At 71.0% G+C, this 16,858-nt stretch carries 15 protein-coding genes; 11 read left to right on the forward strand and 4 right to left on the reverse strand.

What is annotated here, in order from left to right; all coding sequences use genetic code 11:
• Window positions 1–37 precede the first annotated feature (37 nt).
• The 7 genes from hydA to ABT08_RS04750 all read left to right on the forward strand — a co-directional run bounded on the left by hydA (window position 38) and on the right by ABT08_RS04750 (window position 7,559).
• A complete protein-coding gene (gene hydA / locus ABT08_RS04720) occupies window positions 38–1,474 on the forward strand; it encodes a dihydropyrimidinase (RefSeq protein WP_056518735.1) in 1,437 nt (478 codons plus the stop codon).
• A gap of 11 nt (window positions 1,475–1,485) precedes the next feature.
• Window positions 1,486–2,502 (forward strand): TIGR03842 family LLM class F420-dependent oxidoreductase, encoded by a 1,017-nt coding sequence (locus ABT08_RS04725; RefSeq protein ID WP_056208321.1) that lies wholly within the window; start codon window positions 1,486–1,488, stop codon window positions 2,500–2,502.
• Window positions 2,499–3,371 carry an ABC transporter permease gene (locus ABT08_RS04730; protein WP_056518737.1) on the forward strand — a complete coding sequence of 291 codons (873 nt, stop codon included), beginning with the start codon at window positions 2,499–2,501 and terminating at the stop codon, window positions 3,369–3,371. The genes ABT08_RS04725 and ABT08_RS04730 overlap by 4 nt, the downstream gene beginning before the upstream one ends.
• Window positions 3,368–4,171: an ABC transporter ATP-binding protein gene (locus ABT08_RS04735; protein ID WP_056208313.1), complete on the forward strand. Its 804-nt coding sequence runs from the start codon at window positions 3,368–3,370 to the stop codon at window positions 4,169–4,171. Before ABT08_RS04730 ends, ABT08_RS04735 begins: the two co-directional genes overlap by 4 nt.
• Window positions 4,168–4,935 (forward strand): ABC transporter permease, encoded by a 768-nt coding sequence (locus ABT08_RS04740; RefSeq protein WP_288114120.1) that lies wholly within the window; start codon window positions 4,168–4,170, stop codon window positions 4,933–4,935. Before ABT08_RS04735 ends, ABT08_RS04740 begins: the two co-directional genes overlap by 4 nt.
• Before the next feature lie 95 nt (window positions 4,936–5,030).
• Window positions 5,031–6,176 (forward strand): ABC transporter substrate-binding protein, encoded by a 1,146-nt coding sequence (locus tag ABT08_RS04745; protein WP_056518740.1) that lies wholly within the window; start codon window positions 5,031–5,033, stop codon window positions 6,174–6,176.
• 72 nt (window positions 6,177–6,248) lie between these two features.
• Entirely contained in the window at window positions 6,249–7,559 is a 1,311-nt protein-coding gene (locus tag ABT08_RS04750) for an aspartate aminotransferase family protein (protein WP_056518742.1), read from the forward strand.
• A gap of 338 nt (window positions 7,560–7,897) precedes the next feature.
• Here ABT08_RS04750 and ABT08_RS04755 read toward each other — a convergent pair whose 3' ends face one another.
• Window positions 7,898–8,386: an Lrp/AsnC family transcriptional regulator gene (locus ABT08_RS04755; protein ID WP_045247422.1), complete on the reverse strand. Its 489-nt coding sequence runs from the start codon at window positions 8,384–8,386 to the stop codon at window positions 7,898–7,900.
• Window positions 8,387–8,514: 128 nt separating this feature from the next.
• Between ABT08_RS04755 and ABT08_RS04760 the strand changes: the two genes are divergently transcribed.
• Window positions 8,515–9,927, forward strand: coding sequence for a DUF6421 family protein (locus ABT08_RS04760; protein WP_048809113.1), 1,413 nt, complete (start codon window positions 8,515–8,517; stop codon window positions 9,925–9,927).
• 30 nt (window positions 9,928–9,957) lie between these two features.
• A complete protein-coding gene (locus ABT08_RS04765) occupies window positions 9,958–11,028 on the forward strand; it encodes a threonine aldolase family protein (protein WP_056518745.1) in 1,071 nt (356 codons plus the stop codon).
• An 84-nt stretch (window positions 11,029–11,112) separates the two neighbouring features.
• On the opposite strand, the gene ABT08_RS04770 is transcribed toward ABT08_RS04765, so the two are convergent.
• The 3 genes from ABT08_RS04770 to ABT08_RS04780 are packed head-to-tail and all read right to left on the reverse strand — an operon-like array spanning window position 11,113 to window position 14,726.
• Window positions 11,113–12,162: an FUSC family protein gene (locus tag ABT08_RS04770; RefSeq protein WP_288114124.1), complete on the reverse strand. Its 1,050-nt coding sequence runs from the start codon at window positions 12,160–12,162 to the stop codon at window positions 11,113–11,115.
• A complete protein-coding gene (locus ABT08_RS04775) occupies window positions 12,159–14,069 on the reverse strand; it encodes a M3 family metallopeptidase (protein WP_056208308.1) in 1,911 nt (636 codons plus the stop codon). Before ABT08_RS04775 ends, ABT08_RS04770 begins: the two co-directional genes overlap by 4 nt.
• Before the next feature lie 21 nt (window positions 14,070–14,090).
• Window positions 14,091–14,726 (reverse strand): NUDIX hydrolase family protein, encoded by a 636-nt coding sequence (locus ABT08_RS04780; protein ID WP_056518746.1) that lies wholly within the window; start codon window positions 14,724–14,726, stop codon window positions 14,091–14,093.
• Window positions 14,727–14,827: 101 nt separating this feature from the next.
• Here ABT08_RS04780 and ABT08_RS04785 point away from each other — a divergent pair, with 101 nt between their 5' ends.
• Window positions 14,828–15,508: an alpha/beta hydrolase gene (locus ABT08_RS04785; RefSeq protein WP_056208306.1), complete on the forward strand. Its 681-nt coding sequence runs from the start codon at window positions 14,828–14,830 to the stop codon at window positions 15,506–15,508.
• Between the two features lie 188 nt (window positions 15,509–15,696).
• On the forward strand, window positions 15,697–16,858 hold a 1,162-nt coding region (locus tag ABT08_RS04790), incomplete at its 3' end, for an ATP-binding cassette domain-containing protein (protein WP_288114126.1).

Below are 16,858 nucleotides of genomic sequence, written 5' to 3' on the forward strand. Positions count from 1 at the left end.
CGGCGCGCAGCGGCATCCGATTCGACAGGAGCGACCCATGGCCACGACCCTCATCACCGGCGGCACCGTCGTCAACGCGACCGGCACGGGCGACGCCGACGTGCTCATCGACGGCGAGACCATCGTCGCGGTGCTCGCGCCCGGCTCGACACTGCTCGGGCACGACCTCGCCCGCTCGGTCGACACCGTCGTCGACGCGACCGGCAAGTACGTCATCCCCGGCGGCATCGACGCCCACACCCACATGGAGATGCCCTTCGGCGGCACCTTCGCCAGCGACACCTTCGAGACCGGCACCCGTGCCGCCGCGATCGGCGGCACGACGAGCATCGTCGACTTCGTCGTGCAGTACCCCGAGCAGAACATCCTCGAGCAGTACCACGCGTGGCACGAGAAGGCCGCCGGCAACTGCGCGATCGACTACGGGTTCCACCAGATCCTCTCCGACGTGCAGGACTCGTCGCTGACCGCGATGGACGAGCTGATCGCCGAGGGCGTGACATCCTTCAAGCTCTTCATGGCCTACAAGGGCGTCTTCCTCTCGGACGACGGGCAGATCCTGCGGGCGTTCCAGAAGGGCGCCGACAACGGCGCGATGATGATGATGCACGCCGAGAACGGCGCGATCATCGACGTGCTCGTGCAGCAGGCGCTCGAGGCCGGGAAGACCAGCCCGTACTACCACGGCATCAGCCGGCCGTGGCAGGCCGAGGAGGAGGCCACCCACCGCGCGATCATGATCGCCGACCTGACCGGTGCGCCGCTCTACGTCGTGCACGTGAGCGCGAAGCAGGCCGTCGAGCAGATCGCCGCCGCCCGCGACCGCGGCCTCAACGTGTTCGGCGAGACCTGCCCGCAGTACCTCTACCTCTCGCTCGAGGACCAGCTCGGCGCCGTCAGCGAGGAGTGGGGCGACTTCGAGGGCGCGAAGTGGGTGTGCTCGACTCCGCTGCGCTCGAAGCACGAGGGTCACCAGCACCACATGTGGCAGAGCCTGCGCACGAACGACATCCAGATGGTCTCGACCGACCACTGCCCGTTCTGCATGAAGGACCAGAAGGACATGGGCATCGGCAACTTCGCGAAGATCCCCAACGGGATCGGATCGGTCGAGCACCGCATGGACCTCATGTACCAGGGGGTCGTGTCGGGTCAGATCACCCTCCCCCGCTGGGTCGAGCTCACCAGCACCACACCGGCGCGCATGTTCGGCATGTACGGCAAGAAGGGCGTCATCCAGCCCGGCGCCGACGGCGACGTCGTGGTCTACGACCCGAACGGCCACACCTCGATCGGGGTGGGGAAGACCCACCACATGAACATGGACTACTCGGCCTGGGAGGGGTTCGAGATCGACGGACACGTCGACACGGTCGTCTCCCGCGGCAAGGTCGTCGTCGACGGCGGCTCCTACCTCGGCAGCAAGGGCGACGGGCGCTACATCAAGCGCGGCCTGAGCCAGTACCTGGTCTGAGGGGGCGGCACATGGATTTCGGCGTCGTCCTGCAGACCAACCCGCCCGCCGCCCGCACGGTGCAGCTCGCACAGCTCGCCGAGGCGCACGGCTTCTCCCACCTGTGGACCTTCGACTCGCACCTGCTCTGGCAGGAGCCGTACGTCATCCACTCGGCGATCCTGAACGCGACCAAGCGCATCGTCGTCGGCCCGTTCGTCACCAACCCCGCCACCCGCGACTGGACCGTCACCGCGAGCGTGTTCGCGACCCTGAACGAGATGTACGGCAACCGCACGATCTGCGGCATCGGCCGCGGCGACTCGGCGGTGCGGGTCACGAACGGCAAGCCGGTGACCATGTCGGAGCTGCGCGAGTCGATCCACGTGATCCGCGAGCTCGCGAACTCCCGCCCGGTCGAGTACAGGGGCGCCACCCTGCAGTTCCCCTGGAGTCGCGGCTCGGAGCTCGACGTCTGGGTCGCGGCCTACGGCCCGATGGCGCTGAAGCTCACCGGCGAGGTGGGCGACGGCTTCATCCTGCAGCTGGCGGACGTCGACATCGCGGCCTGGATGATCAAGGTCGTGAAGGATGCCGCGGCCGCCGCCGGCCGCGACCCCGAGTCGATCGCCTTCTGCGTCGCGGCGCCGATGTACATCGGCGACGACTGGGAGCACATGCGCGATCAGTGCCGCTGGTTCGGCGGAATGGTGGGCAACCACGTCGCCGACATCGTCTCGAAGTACGGCACTGCGGGCGACGTTCCGGCGGCGCTCACGGACTACATCGCCGGACGCACAGGCTACGACTACAACTCGCACGGCCGCGCGCACAACGACCACGTCGACTTCGTGCCCGACGAGATCGTCGACCGTTTCTGCCTGCTCGGCACCGCGGAGGACCACATCGCCAAGCTCGAGCAGCTGCGGGCCATCGGGGTGACGCAGTTCGCGGGCTACCTCCAGCACGACAACAAGGAGGAGACGATGCGGGTGTACGGCGAGACCGTCATCCCCGCCCTCGCCGACCAGGTGACCGCGAAGCGATGATGCGCCGCCTGCGCCCGATCCTCCTCGGCATCGCCGGGGTGGTGCTCGTGGGCGTCGCATGGGAGGTCTACAAGGCCCTCGCCCCCGACACCGGCGTGGTGATCGCGGGGATCACGGTGCTGCCGCGCGCCTCCGACCTGGCGATGCCTCACCTGGGCGCGATGCTCGACCGGGCCCTGTCGCCGGTCACGCGGGCTGCCGGTTCGCCCGCTCTGTGGCTCGCGACGCTGCAGGCGGCGTCGTTCAGCTTCGGCATCGCCGTCGTCGGATGGCTCGTGGGTGTCGTGGTCGGCATCGCGATCGCGATCGTCATGCAGCGCTTCCGCACCGCGCAGTCGGCGCTCCTGCCGTGGGTCGTGCTCAGCCAGACCGTTCCGCTCATCGCGCTCGCACCGCTCGTGCGACGCATCGGCACGCAGCTCTCCACCGGCGGATTCGAGTGGCAGGACTGGATGTCGGTCGCGCTCATCGCGAGCTACCTCGCCTTCTTCCCCGTGTCGATCGGGGCGCTGCGCGGCTTCGGGTCGCCGACCGCCGAGCACCTCGACCTGATGCGTGCCTACGGGGTGGGGTGGTGGCGCACGTTCCTCGCGGTGCGGGTGCCCGCCAGCATCCCGTTCCTCCTCCCGGCCCTGCGTCTGGCCGCGGTCAATGCGGTGGTGGGCACCATCGTCGCCGAGGTGTCGATCGGACTGCGCGGCGGCATCGGCCGCGCGATCGTCGAGTTCGCGGCATCGGGCAGCGCCGACCCGGCCAAGCAGTGGTCACCGATCTTCGGCGCCGTGCTGATGGGCCTCGCCGCCGCGGGCCTGGTCGCCCTCCTCTCCCTGGCGCTGCGGCGCTACCGACGAAACGAGGTGTCAGCATGACCGAGATCGCGGTGCACGTGCGCGGGGTCGACAAGACCTTCCGCACCGGACGCGGACGCACGGTCGACGCCCTCTCGGGCATCGACCTCGAGGTGGCGGCCGGCGAGTTCGTCTCGCTGATCGGTCCGAGCGGATGCGGCAAGTCGACGCTCATGCGTCTGATCGCCGACCTCGACACCCCGACCGCGGGCGAGCTGACGGTGTTCGGCAAGACGGCGCCGCGGGCACGCCTCGACCAGGACTACGGCATCGCGTTCCAGAAGGCCGCGCTGCTGCCGTGGCGCACGGTGCGGGGCAACATCGAGCTGCCGATGGAGCTGCACGGGATGCCGCGCGCCGAGCGCCGCGCGCGCGCCGACGAGCTGATCGAGCTGGTGGGCCTCGGCGACTTCGCCGACCGGCACCCCGACCAGCTCTCGGGCGGGATGCAGCAGCGCGTCGCGATCGCGCGCGCGTTCGCCGAGAAGCCGCGGCTGCTGCTCATGGACGAGCCGTTCGGTGCGCTCGACGAGATGACCCGCGAGACCATGCAGACCGAGCTCGCCCGCATCTGCGCGGAGACGGGCGCCGCGGTCGTGTTCGTGACCCACTCGATCCCCGAGGCGGTGTTCCTCTCGGACCGGGTCGTGGTGATGTCGCCGCGGCCAGGCCGCATCCGCGAGATCCTGACGATGGATCTGCGCGGTGAGCGCACCGAGGAGCTGCGCGAGGACGAGGCGTTCTTCGAGCGCGTCAGCGCGGTGCGCGAGGCCCTGCACGGGTCCCCCTCGGCGGGGGCGAAGGGCGTCGAGAACCGATGACCGCCCCGCGCCTGCGCACCGTGCTCGCCCCGATCGTCTTCGGGATCGCCGTGGTGCTCGTCTGGCAGCTGCTGGTGACGGCGTTCCCTGCGAAAGGCTCGGCTCTGCCGGCACCGTTCACGATCGCGGGCCAGTTCGCGGCGAGCGCGGGCGTCATCGTGCAGGCGAGTCTCGGCACGGCCGCGAACGCATTCGTGGGCCTCGTCGTCGGCACGCTCGTCGCAGTCGTGCTGGCGGTGCTCGCCGCGGCGTGGCGCCCGCTCGACGAGCTGAGCGCCCCGGTCGTGACGGCGCTGTCGGTCATCCCGATCGTCGCTCTCGCGCCGGTGTTCTACGCGATGTTCGGGGCGAGCGTCGAGACCGGCCGCCAGATGATCGCGGCGATCGCCGTGCTCGTGCCCGTCTACGTCAACACCCTGCGGGGGCTGCGCACCGTCGACCCGCTGCACCGTGACCTGCTGCGCTCCTACGCGGCGGGGCGCTGGCAGACGGCACGCACCGTGACGGTGCCGGGTGCGGTTCCGTTCCTGTTCACGGGTGTGCGCATCGCCTCGTCGCTCGCGGTGATCTCGGCCCTCGTCGCCGAGTACTTCGGCGGGCCCGTCTCAGGGCTCGGCAAGGCGATCACCTCGGCGGTCTCGTCGAGCAACTACGCGCTGGCGTGGGCGTTCGTGCTCGGGGCGATCGTCACCGGACTCGTGTTCTACTGCGCCACCGCCCTGCTCGAGACCCTCGCGCTGGCGCGCCTGAGACCCACCGGATGACGCGGCCCCGGGCCGCGGCATCCGTCCCTCTTCGTCGTGCAGCACGCGACGGACACCCGAAGCACCACCGATGCACCACCGAGAGGAGAAGCACCATGAAGCACAGCACACGAAGGATGCTGGCGCTCGGCGCCGCCGGCGTCGTCGCGGCGATCACGCTGAGCGCGTGTTCCACGTCGTCGACCCCGTCGTCGAGCAGCAGCGCGGGACTCACCCCCGTGACCCTGCAGCTGCAGTGGGTTCCGCAGGCGCAGTTCGCGGGGTACTACGCCGCCGTCGCCCAGGGGTTCTACGAGAAGGAAGGCCTCGACGTCACGATCAAGGAGGCCGGCACCGACACGGTGCCGATCGACGTGCTCGCCTCCGGCGACGCCGACTTCGCGATCTCCTGGGTGCCGAAGGTGCTCGGCTCGATCGAGAAGGGCACGAACGTCACCGACATCGCGCAGATCTTCGAGCGCTCGGGCACCACGCAGATCTCCTTCAAGGACAAGGGCATCACCACGCCCGCGGACCTCAAGGGCAAGAAGGTCGGCAGCTGGGGCTACGGCAACGAGTGGGAGCTGTTCGCCGGCATGCAGAAGGCCGGAATCGACACCACGAAGGACATCACCCTCGTGCAGCAGGCGTTCGACATGAACGGATTCCTGTCCGGTGACATCGACGCGGCACAGGCCATGACGTACAACGAGTACGCGCAGGTGCTCGAGACGATCAACCCCGCCACCGGCAAGCTGTACCAGCCGAGCGACCTGAACGTCATCAACTGGAACGACTACGGCACCGCGATGCTGCAGGACGCCATCTGGGCCGACACCGCGAAGCTCTCGAGCGACCCGGCGTACGCCGACACCGCGGTGAAGTTCATCAAGGCGTCGATCGAGGGATGGATCTACGCCCGCGACAACCCGCAGCAGGCGGCGGACATCGTGACCCAGGCCGGGTCCACCCTCGGCACCAGCCACCAGCTGTGGATGACCAACGAGGTCAACAAGCTGATCTGGCCCTCGACGAGCGGAATCGGCATCATCAACAAGAACCAGTGGGACCAGACGGTCGGCATCGCCCTCAACACGAAGAACGAGACCGGCTCGACGATCATCACGAAGGATCCGCCGTCGACGGCGTACTCGAACGAGTACGTGCAGAAGGCGCTGGACGAATTGAAGGCCGAGGGCGTGGACGTGACGGGCAGTGGCTTCACTCCCCTCACGGTCACCCTCAAGGAGGGCGGCAACTAAGCCGCCGCGCGGGGGCCCGGGTCGTTGTCCGCCCGGGCCCCCGCATCACCGAACCAGACACGAAAGCACCCCATGAGCAGCGACCCCACCCTCGACACCCTCACGAGCGAACTCGACCGTGCCCACGTCTTCCACTCGTGGTCGGCGCAGGGATCCCTCACGCCCCTCGTCATCGCCGGCGGCGCCGGCACCCGCGTGTGGGACCACTCGGGTCGCACCTACCTCGACTTCTCGAGCCAACTCGTCAACGTGAACATCGGCCACCAGCATCCGGCCGTCGTCGCGGGCATCGTCGCCCAGGCGGAGCTGCTGACGACCATCGCTCCGTCGACGGCGAACCTCACCCGCGGGCAGGCGGCCGAGCGCATCGCGGGTCTCGCGCCCGACGGCTTCGAGAAGGTGTTCTTCACCAACGGCGGCGCCGACGCGAACGAGAACGCCATCCGCATGGCGCGGCTGGTCACCGGGCGCGACAAGGTCATCTCGCGCTACCGCTCGTATCACGGCAACACCGGGGCGGCGATCGTCGCGACGGGTGACTGGCGCCGCATCCCGAACGAGTTTGCCCGCGGACACGTGCACGTGTTCGGCCCGTATCTCTACCGCAGCGAGTTCTGGGCCACGACCCCCGAGGAGGAGTCGGCCCGGGCGCTGCACCACCTCGAGCGCGTCATCCAGGCGGAGGGCCCGTCCACGGTCGCGGCGATCCTGCTGGAGTCGATCCCGGGCACCGCGGGCGTCATGGTGCCTCCGCCCGGCTACCTCGCGGGGGTGCGGGAGATCTGCGACCGCTACGACATCGTGCTGATCCTCGACGAGGTGATGGCCGGGTTCGGTCGCACCGGGCGCTGGTTCGCCTTCGAGGACTTCGATGTGCGCCCCGACCTCATCACCTTCGCGAAGGGCGTGAACTCGGGGTACGTGCCGCTCGGCGGCGTCATCATCTCCGACGCGATCGCGTCGCAGTTCGACGAGCGGGTCTTCCCGGGCGGACTCACCTATTCGGGACATCCGCTCGCGACGGCGGCCGCGGTCGCGACGATCGATGCGATGAAGGCCGAGGGCATCGTCGAGAATGCGCGCCGCATCGGGGAGGACTCGATCGCACCCCGCCTGGCGGAACTCGCGGAGAAGCACGCCGCGATCGGCGAGGTGCGCGGCACCGGCGTCTTCTGGGCGATGGAGCTCGTCGCCCACCGCGCCACCCGGGAGCCGCTGCCGGCGGCCACGATGGGCGCGATCAAGAAGGAGCTGCTCGCCCGCGGGCTGCTGCCGTTCGTGCAGGACAACCGCATCCACGTGGTGCCGCCCTGCATCGTCACCGACGACGAGGTGGCCGAGGCCTTCGCCGCCTACGACGAGGTGCTGACGCTGGTGTCGTGACAGGTGCCCGGGGGCCGCGGCATCCGCGACGCACCCCCGGTCGCCCTCACACCCGCACAATGTCGGAGATTCTCGCCGACACACCGTGAGTGGATGCCGCAGCACGGCGCGTCCGCACAAAGTTCCGACTTTGCGCGGCAAAGGTGCCGGGTGCCGGGTGCCGGGTGCCGGGGCATCCACCCACTCGGCCCGTCTGCCTGCCCTCCACCCGCACAATGTCGGAACGTTTCACCGACACACCATGAGTGGATGCCGCATCACGGCGCGTCCGCAGAAGGTTCCGACGTTGTGCGGCGGCGGGCCGAGCCCGCACGGCGGCGCGGCAGAGCCCGCCGCCGTCAGACGGCGAGCGGGCGGTTCTCGAAGAACGTCTGCAGCACGACGGTCGTGCGGGTCGAGACGCCGGCCGTCTGACGGATGTCGCGGATCAGCGTCTCGAGGTCGCGGGGCGTCGCGACGCGCACGAAGAGGATGTAGCTCGCGTCGCCGGCGATCGAGTGGCAGGCCTCGATCTCGGCGATGTGCGCGAGCCTCTCGGGGGCGTCGTCGGGCTGTCCGGGGTCGAGCGGGGTGATCTCGACGAGGGCGGCGAGCGGCTTGCCGACGGCCTCGGGGTCGACGACGGCGCGGTAGCCGGTGATGACCCCGCGGGTCTCGAGCTTGCGCAGCCGCGACTGCACGGCGGAGACCGACAGGCCCACCCGCTCGCCGAGCTGTGCGAGGGTGACGCGTCCGTCGGCGAGCACAGCGCGCACGATCTCGAGGTCGGTCGCGTCCTCGACGGGAACGGGCGAGTCGTCGGGGGCGGATGTCGCGGCGTCGGCCATGTCGCGAGACTACCAGCGGCATGTCGGTCCATCGGAAGATTTCCGGCATGAAGCGCAAATTGCCGTAAGTATTCCTTTAGCATGGAATCAGATCCCTGTTTCTCCCCCGTGCGCCGATCGGAGGCCTCATGTCCGTCACCGCGATCACCCCCGACATCGCGATCGATCCCGCTCTCGCCCACGGCGTCGAGCGCGACCCGGCGTGGCTCGCCCTGAAGGACGCGGCGACCGCGCTGCAGCAGCTGCAGGGCGCCGACGGCGCGGTGGCCGCGGCATCCGATCTCGAGACGGCCCGTGCGCACGTGCGCGAGGTCATCGCCGCCGTGCACGCGCTCGCGCCGCGCTTCCCCCACGACGCCGCCTATCTCGACGCGCTCGTCGTCGACCTCGCCCGCTGGAGCGACGACGGCCTGGGCGTGCCCGATTTCCTCGACGCGCTCGTCGCGTTCCAGCCGCAGCGGCACCGGGTCGATGGCCTGCGTCACCTCGTCGTCTTCCCGATGTACACCCAGAACGGCTCCCGTGCCCGCCACCTCGAGGCGCTCGTGTGCGAGGTCATCTGGCCCGAGTTCGTCGACCGCCTCGAGCAGACCTACACGAACCGACTGTTCCTGTCGCTGCGGCTGCTCGACTTCACGCCCGGCTACGACACCGACTCGGCCGTGCTCTTCCCCGAGACGGTCGCGATGCGGGAGATCCCGACGTTCACGTGGGGCGCGATCTTCCAGGACCGTGAGGCGGCCCGCTTCCGGCGGGTGGTGGCCGCGGCATCCGAGATCACCAAGCTCGACCTCCCCGCGGGCGCCGCCGCCCTGGTCGCCGACCAGGCCCTCGCCGAGCAGACGTTCGTCATGTGGGATCTCATCCACGACCGCACCCACATGCGCGGCGACCTGCCGTTCGACCCGTTCATGATCAAGCAGCGCATGCCCTACTTCCTCTACTCGCTCGAGGAGCTGCGCTGCGACCTCACCGCCTTCCGTGAGGCGGTCGCCCTCGAGCGCGCACTGTCGGCCCGCATCGACGACGGAGACGAGCTGGATGCCGCGGCCCGCGCCATCCTCGAGCACGCGCCGCTCGTGCAGTACGCGGTGATCTTCGACCGCATCTTCCGCTTCGCGATCACCGGCACCCGCGTACGCAACTACGACGGGCTCGGCGGCCAGCTGCTGTTCGCCTGGCTGCACCAGCGCGGCGTGCTGCACTGGACCGACACCGCGCTGACCTTCGACTGGGACGGCGTGCCCGACGCGGTCGTCGCCCTCGGCGAGGCGATCGACGAGCTCTACTGGCGCTCGATCGACCGCCCGAAGGTCGCGCACTGGCTCGCCGCCTACGACCTCGTCGCGTCGGTCGTCACCCCTCACCCCGCATCGCGCTGGGCCGCAGGCCTCGATCGCGACGTGCTCGCCGGGGCGCCCTCGGGCTACACCGACGCGGTGCTCGACGACGAGTTCCCGTTGTCGATGTTCTACGAGGCGCTCGAGAAGAAGATGCGCACCGTGATCGCGTCGACCCGCGGCATCCGCGGCACCGACTGAGCGCGCCCGCGCTTCTAGGCTGGAGTGACCATGGACACCCTGCATGACGCCGCCGTGCGCGGATTCGCCTCCGACAACTACTCCGGTGTGCACCCCGAGGTGCTCGCCGCCCTCGCCGCGGCGAACGGCGGGCATCAGATCTCCTACGGCGAGGACGCCTACACCGAGCGCCTCCAGCACGTCGTGCGGGGGCACTTCGGGGCGGATGCCGCGGCGTTCCCGGTGTTCAACGGCACCGGCGCGAACGTGACCGGCCTGCAGTCGATGCTGCCGCGGTGGGGCGCGGTGATCGCGGCGTCGACAGCGCACATCAACGTCGACGAGGGCGGGGCGCCCGAGAAGGTCGCCGGCATCAAGATCCTCTCCGTGCCCACCGACGACGGCAAGCTCACCCCCGAGCTCGTGGACCGCGAGGCCTGGGGCTGGGGCGACGAGCACCGCGCGCAGCCGCTCGTCGTCTCGATCACCCAGTCGACCGAACTCGGCACGCTCTACACGCCCGACGAGATCCGGGCGCTCGCCGACCACACGCACGGCCACGGCATGCGCCTGCACCTCGACGGCGCACGCATCTCCAACGCGGCCGCCGCCCTCGACCTGCCGCTCGCCGCGTTCACCCGCGACGTCGGCGTCGACGTGCTGAGCCTCGGCGGCACCAAGAACGGGGCGCTCGCGGCGGAGGCCGTGGTGGTGCTGGATGCCGCGGCATCCGAGGGTCTGCCGTACCTCCGCAAGCTCAACATGCAGCTCGCCTCGAAGATGCGCTTCGTCTCGGCGCAGCTGCTGGCCCTCTACGACGGCGACCTGTGGCAGCGCAACGCCCGCCACGCGAACGCGATGGCCGAGCGCCTGCGCGCCGGGGTCGAGGCGGGGCTTGCCGACGGGTCCATCTCGGGCGTCTCGTTCACGCAGCCGACGCAGGCCAACGGCCTGTTCGCGGTGCTTCCCGAGGGCGTCGCCGACCGGCTGCGCACGTCGTTCCGTTTCTACGACTGGGATGCGTCGCGCCGCGAGGTGCGCTGGATGTGCTCCTTCGACACCAGCGAGCACGACATCGACGCGTTCGTCGCGGCGATCGCGCGGGAGACGTCGGCAGCCTAGACCCCAGGGCCCGGGCGCCATCCGCGGGGTCACGGTGAGCGCGCGCCTGCGCAGGCGCAGTCAGCGCACGGGGCGGACAGACCCTCAGCCCGCCGGCCGGCGCGAGCGCAGCTGCGCCCACACGACGGCCACGATCGTGCCGATCACCACGCCGATGAGCGTGTCGAGCACCCGGTCGACGAGCAGCTCCTGCGGCGAGGTCGGGGCGGCCAGCTCGACCATCGACAGCGCGAGCGGGGTGACGAACACCATCGTGATGCCGTAGTTGCGGCCGACGAACAGCTCGGCCCCGACCTGGCAGACGACGGCGACGGCGATCGTGGCGAGCGGTGGCAGGTGCAATGCGAGCAGTCCTGCGGCGAGCACGACGCCGACGAGCGTGCCGACGAGTCGCTGGATGCCACGGGCGACCCGCGCGTTCAGGTGCGCGCCACCGAGGGCTGCCACCGCCGCGACCATCGCCCAGTACCAGTGAGTGCCGAGGAGGGCGAGACCCGTGAGGCCGGCGAGCAGGGTGCCGATGCCGGCCGTGGCGCCGAGCTCCCAGGCGGACCGGTAGGACGGCGGCGCGGGCCGTGCGGAGCGCGGGGCGGCGCCGCGCCGCAGCGTGCCCCACGCCGCGAGGGCACCGGTCACGAGCAGCGTCCAGGCGACGGCCGCGCCACCGATGATCGCAGGCTCGGCGAGAGTCGCGAACGTCGCGGGGATGCTGGCCGCCGCGCCGCCCGCGAACACCGTGAACAGGGCGCCCGGCGGATGCCAGCGGGCGCGGTGGGCCAGCACCGTCACGAGCGCAGCCAAGACCGCGACCACGATCACGCGCACGACGTCGTCGACGCCCGCGGCCGACAGTGCGGTGCCGATCGTCATCGTCACGATGATCTGGATGCCCGCCGCCAGCTGCATGCGCAGCCGGTCGCCGTAGCGGTCGAAGCGGCCGTAGAGCGAGGCGAACGTGCCGAAGGTGGCGTAGATGCTGAGGTCGAGGCGTCCGAGCGCCCACAGCACGACGAGCGGGGCGGCGAGGCTGACCGCGACCCGGAGCGCCACGCGGTGTGCGCCACCGCTCGGCCCGACGCGCAGCACAGCGCGCATGACCCCGGTCGGGGCGTCGGGGCGCGGTGTGCCCGTCATTCGCCCGCGAGCCACGCCCGATAGGCGTCGAACGCGAACGGCCGGCCGAGGAACGCCTCGACGAGCTCGCGCGCGTCGCGGGTGCCGCCGCGCTCGAGCACCTCGGTGCGGTAGCGGGCCGCGGCATCCGGGTTCATCAGATCGCCGTCGAACGCCGACAGCAGATCGCGGGCGATGACGAGGCTCCACTGATACGTGTAGTAGCAGGCGCCGTACCCCGTGAGGTGGCCGAACCCGGCATAGGGATGCACACCGCGCAGCGGCTGCACCGGGCTCGTCGAGGCGTAGAGCCGCTCGGTCGCGCCCTGCAGGTCGCCCGGCCGGTCGACGTGCAGTCGGTACGAGACCGTCGCGTGACCGAGCTGGCGGCGCACCTCGAGCGCGCGGCCGAACGCGTCGGCGGTGCGCATGCGGGCGACGAGATCGGCGGGAATGGGCTCGCCGGCCGCGTTCGCCGCGAACGACCCGAGCACGCCCGCATCCCACGCCCACTCCTCGAGCAGCTGGCTCGGCGCCTCGACGAAGTCCCACTCGGTCTGGATGCCCGTGAACCGCGCCCAGCGCTGCCCGCCCGCGAGGATGTCGTGCACCAGGTGGCCGAACTCATGGAAGAACGTGACGACCTCGTCGTGTTCGAGCAGCCCGCGCGAGAAGTTGCACAGCAGCACCGCCTCGGGCAGCTGCCGCCCCGCGATGCCCGGCACGAGCGGGAAGCAGGCGGCGTGGCTGTACTTGCCGGGGCGCGGGTGCAGGTCGAGATGGATGCGTCCGAGCGCCGTGCCGCCGCGCACGACGTCGTAGGACGCGACATCCGGATGCCACGTGGGCGCCGCGACCGGCACGTACTCGATGTCGAGCAGGCGCCCGGTGACGTCGAGGATGCCGTCGCGCACCCGCTCGAACGGGAAGTAGGAGCGCACCAGCTGCGCGTCGACGTCGTACTCCTCGCGCTTGATCGCGCCCAGCACGTACCAGAAGTCGGCGATCGTGACCTCGTCGACGTCGGGGGCGTCCTGCCGCAGGCGCGCGAGCACGCGGTCGTACTCGGCGGACGAAGCGAGGTCGCTCGCGATGTCGAGGCGCTCGAGGAATGCCGGGATCGCGGCGCCCGAGCCGATCATGCGGGTCTCGGTCTCGTACTCGGCCCAGTCGGCGTAGCCGAGCAGGCGGGCGCGCTCGGCGCGCACCTCGAGCAGCTCGGCGAGCACCGACTCGTTGTCGGGCCAGGCGAGGTCGTTGTAGGCGGCGACGAGGGCGAGGCGGGTCTCGCGCACCCGCGCGTACTCGCGCACCGGCATGAGGTCGGTGTACTCGGTCGTGAGGGTCACGAGGCCGTCCTCGTCGACCGGATGCGCGTCGATGAAGTCCTGCGGGAGACCCGCGAGCCCCTCGGCGGGCACGCGGATCTCACGACGGCCGTCACGGATGTTGCGGGAGAACGCCAGGCTCAGCGCGGTGTCACGTTCGACGAGGGAGCGCACCCGCTCGCGGGTCTCGGCGTCGAGGTCGACGCCGCCGCGGCGGAAGTCGCGGCGGATGTGGGACAGCAGGCGCTGCTCGAGCGGGTCGAGGGCCGCGGCATCCGCGGCGGCGAACACCGCCCACAGGTCCGGGTTCAGCAGGCGGGCGGCGGCGAGCGCCTCGGCCTCCTGCGCGGCCGACTCGGCGGCCTCGCGCACGGCCGCGTCCGGGTGCGACTCGCTGATCAGGTAGGCGGCGCCGAGCAGCTCGCCGAGCGCGATGTCCGCCTCGTTCCACAGCTCCAGCCGCTCGATCGGTGCGAGCGAGGCATCCTGCACGAGGCGCCAGTCGACGTCGGAGACGACCGCGGTGCGGTCGGCGGCGAAGGCGGTCACGAACGGGAGCCACGCGTCGGCGGCCTCAGGGAACTGCAGCGGCTCTCTCACCCTTCGAGCCTAGGGGGCGCCTCAGCGCAGTGCGCCGACGCTCGCGAGCGCCAGACGGATGAGCGTGCCGCGGCCGCCCTCCATCTCGGCCGAGAGCGTGTCGGATGCCGCCTCCTCCGGCGTCATCCAGGTGACCTCGAGAGCATCCTGGCGCGGCTCGCACGTGCCCGTCACCGGCACGACGAACGCGAGCGACACGGCGTGCTGACGCTCGTCGTAGAAGGGGCTGACACCGGGGATCGGGAAGTACTCGGCCACCGTGAACGGGTTCGGCTGGGGCGGAAGCAGCGGGAAGGCCATCGGCCCGAGGTCGTTCTCGAGGTGACGGAACAGGGCGTCGCGCACGGTCTCGCCGTAGCGCACCCGCCCCGACACCAGCGTGCGGGTGATCTCACCCAACGGCGTCGCACGCAGCAGGATGCCCACCTGCGTCACGGTGCCGACGCCGTCGGTGCGCACGGGCAGCGCCTCGACGTAGAGCATCGGCAGTCGACGTCGCGCCTCGGTGAGCTCGACGTCGGTGAGCCATGCCGGGTTCGGGCCGCCGCCCGACTCGGCGAAACCGCCGGCGAACGATCGGAACGGGTCGCGCGGCACCTCGCCGCGCGCGTCGTCGTTCCCCTCCGAGGGGTCGGGATCGGGAGTTCGCACCGCCATGCCTCCTGTATACCCCACCGCGTGTGACGCACAGATGTCGACCGGGGCCGGCGGCGCAGAACGGATGCCGCCGTGTCGGGGCGGTGCGGCAGGATGGGCACGTGAGCGAGATCCCGCCCCTCGACGGCAGCGCCGTGCGCTACGCCGCCCCGCTGGCCGACCGCGGCGACCGGCCTGTGCTGTTGCTTCTTCACGGCTACGGCTCGGATGAGAACGACCTGGTGGGCCTACTCCCCTCCCTCCCGTCCGAGTACCTGGGCGTCTCGCTGCGCGCGCCGATGCCCGCTCCGTGGCCGATGTCGGGCCACCGCTGGTATCCCATCGACGACCTCGACGGCCGCGACCCGGCGGCGATCACCGCGGCCGCCGAGCGCGTTCTCGACTGGGTCGACGAGAACGTGGATGCCGCGGCATCCGTCGGTCTCCTCGGGTTCTCGCAGGGCGCGGCGGTGTCGCTACAGGCGCTGCGACTGCGCCCCGAGCGCTTCGCGTTCGCGGTGAACCTGTCGGGCTACGTCGCACCCGGCGGGCTGCCGACCGACACCGAGCTCGCCCGGCTGCGCCCGCCGGTGTTCTGGGGCCGCGGCGCGCGCGACGAGGTCATTCCGGCGGCGCTCGTCGAGCACACCGTGCGGTGGCTCCCCGACGTCGTCGCGCTGAGCGGCCGTGTGTATCCCGGCCTCACCCACAGCGTCTCGGAGGCGGAGCTGGCCGACGTGCACGCGTTCCTCGTGGCACGACTCGGCGACATCCGCGAGGCGTCGGCGGATCCGCGGGGCTAGCCGCCGCGCGCGGGTCGCGGATAGACTGCCCGCGTCCTGTTCCGAGTGTGAGGATCTTCCGGTGACATTGATCGACGGTTCCCTGTCCGCCATCTGGCGCTGACACCGTCGAGTCACCGTTTCACGGTGCGGGCCCGCTTCGAGCGTGAGCCCCGGTGTCGGTGCACCCACCACACCCGGGAGACCCCATGTCATCCACCGCACCCGCGGTCGTGCTCGACCGCGTCACGTTCACCTGGCCCGACGGCACCACGGCGCTCGAATCCGTGTCGGGCGCATTCGGCGCCGGGCGCACCGGACTCATCGGGCGCAACGGCGCCGGCAAGTCCACCCTGCTGCAACTCATCGCCGGGCATCTCACGCCCACGGCCGGCGCGATCAGCACGACGGGCACCGTCGACCACCTCGCCCAGACCCTGACGCTCGACGTCCATCGTCCGGTCGCGGACCTCCTCGGAGTGGGCCGGTCACTGCGCGCCGTGCGCGCGATCGCCGACGGCGATGTCGACCCGGCCCGGTTCGAGGAGGTCGGCGACGACTGGGACGTCGAGGCCCGCGCGGGCGCAGCCCTGGCCGACGCAGGCCTCGACCCGGGGATGCTCGATCGACCCGTCGGCGCGCTCTCCGGAGGGGAGGCCGTGCTCGCGGCGGTGTGCGGCATCCGCCTGCGACGCGCGCCGATCACCCTGCTCGACGAGCCGACCAACAACCTCGACCGCGATCACCGCGACCGTCTCGGCGCGCTCGTCACGGCCTGGCCGGGCGCGCTCATCGTCGTCAGTCACGACACGACACTGCTCGACCTGATGGACGAGACCGCCGAACTCTACGCCGGGCGGCTCACGACGACCGGCGGCGGCTACGCCGCGTGGCGCGCCGCGCTCGAGACCGCGCAGGATGCCGCGCGACGCACCGAGTCCGCAGCTGCCGGCGACCTGCGGCGGGAGAAGCGTCAGCGCATCGCCGTGCAGTCGACGCTCGCGACCCGCGGGCAGCAGGCCGCGAAGGCCGAACGGGAGAAGCGGGTGCCGAAGATCGTCGCCCACGGCCGACGCGGTGCCGCACAGGTCTCGGCCGGACGCCTGCGCAGCGAGGCCGGCCGGAAGGAGGATGCCGCGCGTGCCGCACTCGACGCGGCCGGGCGACTCGTGCGCGATGACCCATCGATGCGCATCGTGCTGCCGGCGCCTGACCTCTCGCCGAGCCGGCGGGTGCTGACCGTTTCTTCGGGCGAGCGCGAATGGGTGGTGCGCGGGCCGGAGCGCATCGCGATCATCGGTCCGAACGGCGCCGGCAAGTCGACGGTCCTCGGCGCTCTGGTCGCCGAAGCCGGGGTCGTCGCCGTGCCGG

Source organism: Microbacterium sp. SCN 71-21 (assembly GCF_001725695.1).
Taxonomy (GTDB): Bacteria; Actinomycetota; Actinomycetes; order Actinomycetales; family Microbacteriaceae; genus Microbacterium; species Microbacterium ginsengisoli.

Excerpts from the sequence above, each read along its gene's own strand:
- hydA (WP_056518735.1), top strand. The coding sequence starts at position 38 with ATGGCCACGACCCTCATCACCGGCGGCACCGTCGTCAACGCGACCGGC.
- ABT08_RS04725 (WP_056208321.1), top strand. The coding sequence starts at position 1,486 with ATGGATTTCGGCGTCGTCCTGCAGACCAACCCGCCCGCCGCCCGCACG.
- ABT08_RS04730 (WP_056518737.1), top strand. The coding sequence starts at position 2,499 with ATGATGCGCCGCCTGCGCCCGATCCTCCTCGGCATCGCCGGGGTGGTG.
- ABT08_RS04735 (WP_056208313.1), top strand. The coding sequence starts at position 3,368 with ATGACCGAGATCGCGGTGCACGTGCGCGGGGTCGACAAGACCTTCCGC.
- ABT08_RS04740 (WP_288114120.1), top strand. The coding sequence starts at position 4,168 with ATGACCGCCCCGCGCCTGCGCACCGTGCTCGCCCCGATCGTCTTCGGG.
- ABT08_RS04745 (WP_056518740.1), top strand. The coding sequence starts at position 5,031 with ATGAAGCACAGCACACGAAGGATGCTGGCGCTCGGCGCCGCCGGCGTC.
- ABT08_RS04750 (WP_056518742.1), top strand. The coding sequence starts at position 6,249 with ATGAGCAGCGACCCCACCCTCGACACCCTCACGAGCGAACTCGACCGT.
- ABT08_RS04755 (WP_045247422.1), bottom strand. The coding sequence starts at position 8,386 with ATGGCCGACGCCGCGACATCCGCCCCCGACGACTCGCCCGTTCCCGTC.
- ABT08_RS04760 (WP_048809113.1), top strand. The coding sequence starts at position 8,515 with ATGTCCGTCACCGCGATCACCCCCGACATCGCGATCGATCCCGCTCTC.
- ABT08_RS04765 (WP_056518745.1), top strand. The coding sequence starts at position 9,958 with ATGGACACCCTGCATGACGCCGCCGTGCGCGGATTCGCCTCCGACAAC.
- ABT08_RS04770 (WP_288114124.1), bottom strand. The coding sequence starts at position 12,162 with ATGACGGGCACACCGCGCCCCGACGCCCCGACCGGGGTCATGCGCGCT.
- ABT08_RS04780 (WP_056518746.1), bottom strand. The coding sequence starts at position 14,726 with ATGGCGGTGCGAACTCCCGATCCCGACCCCTCGGAGGGGAACGACGAC.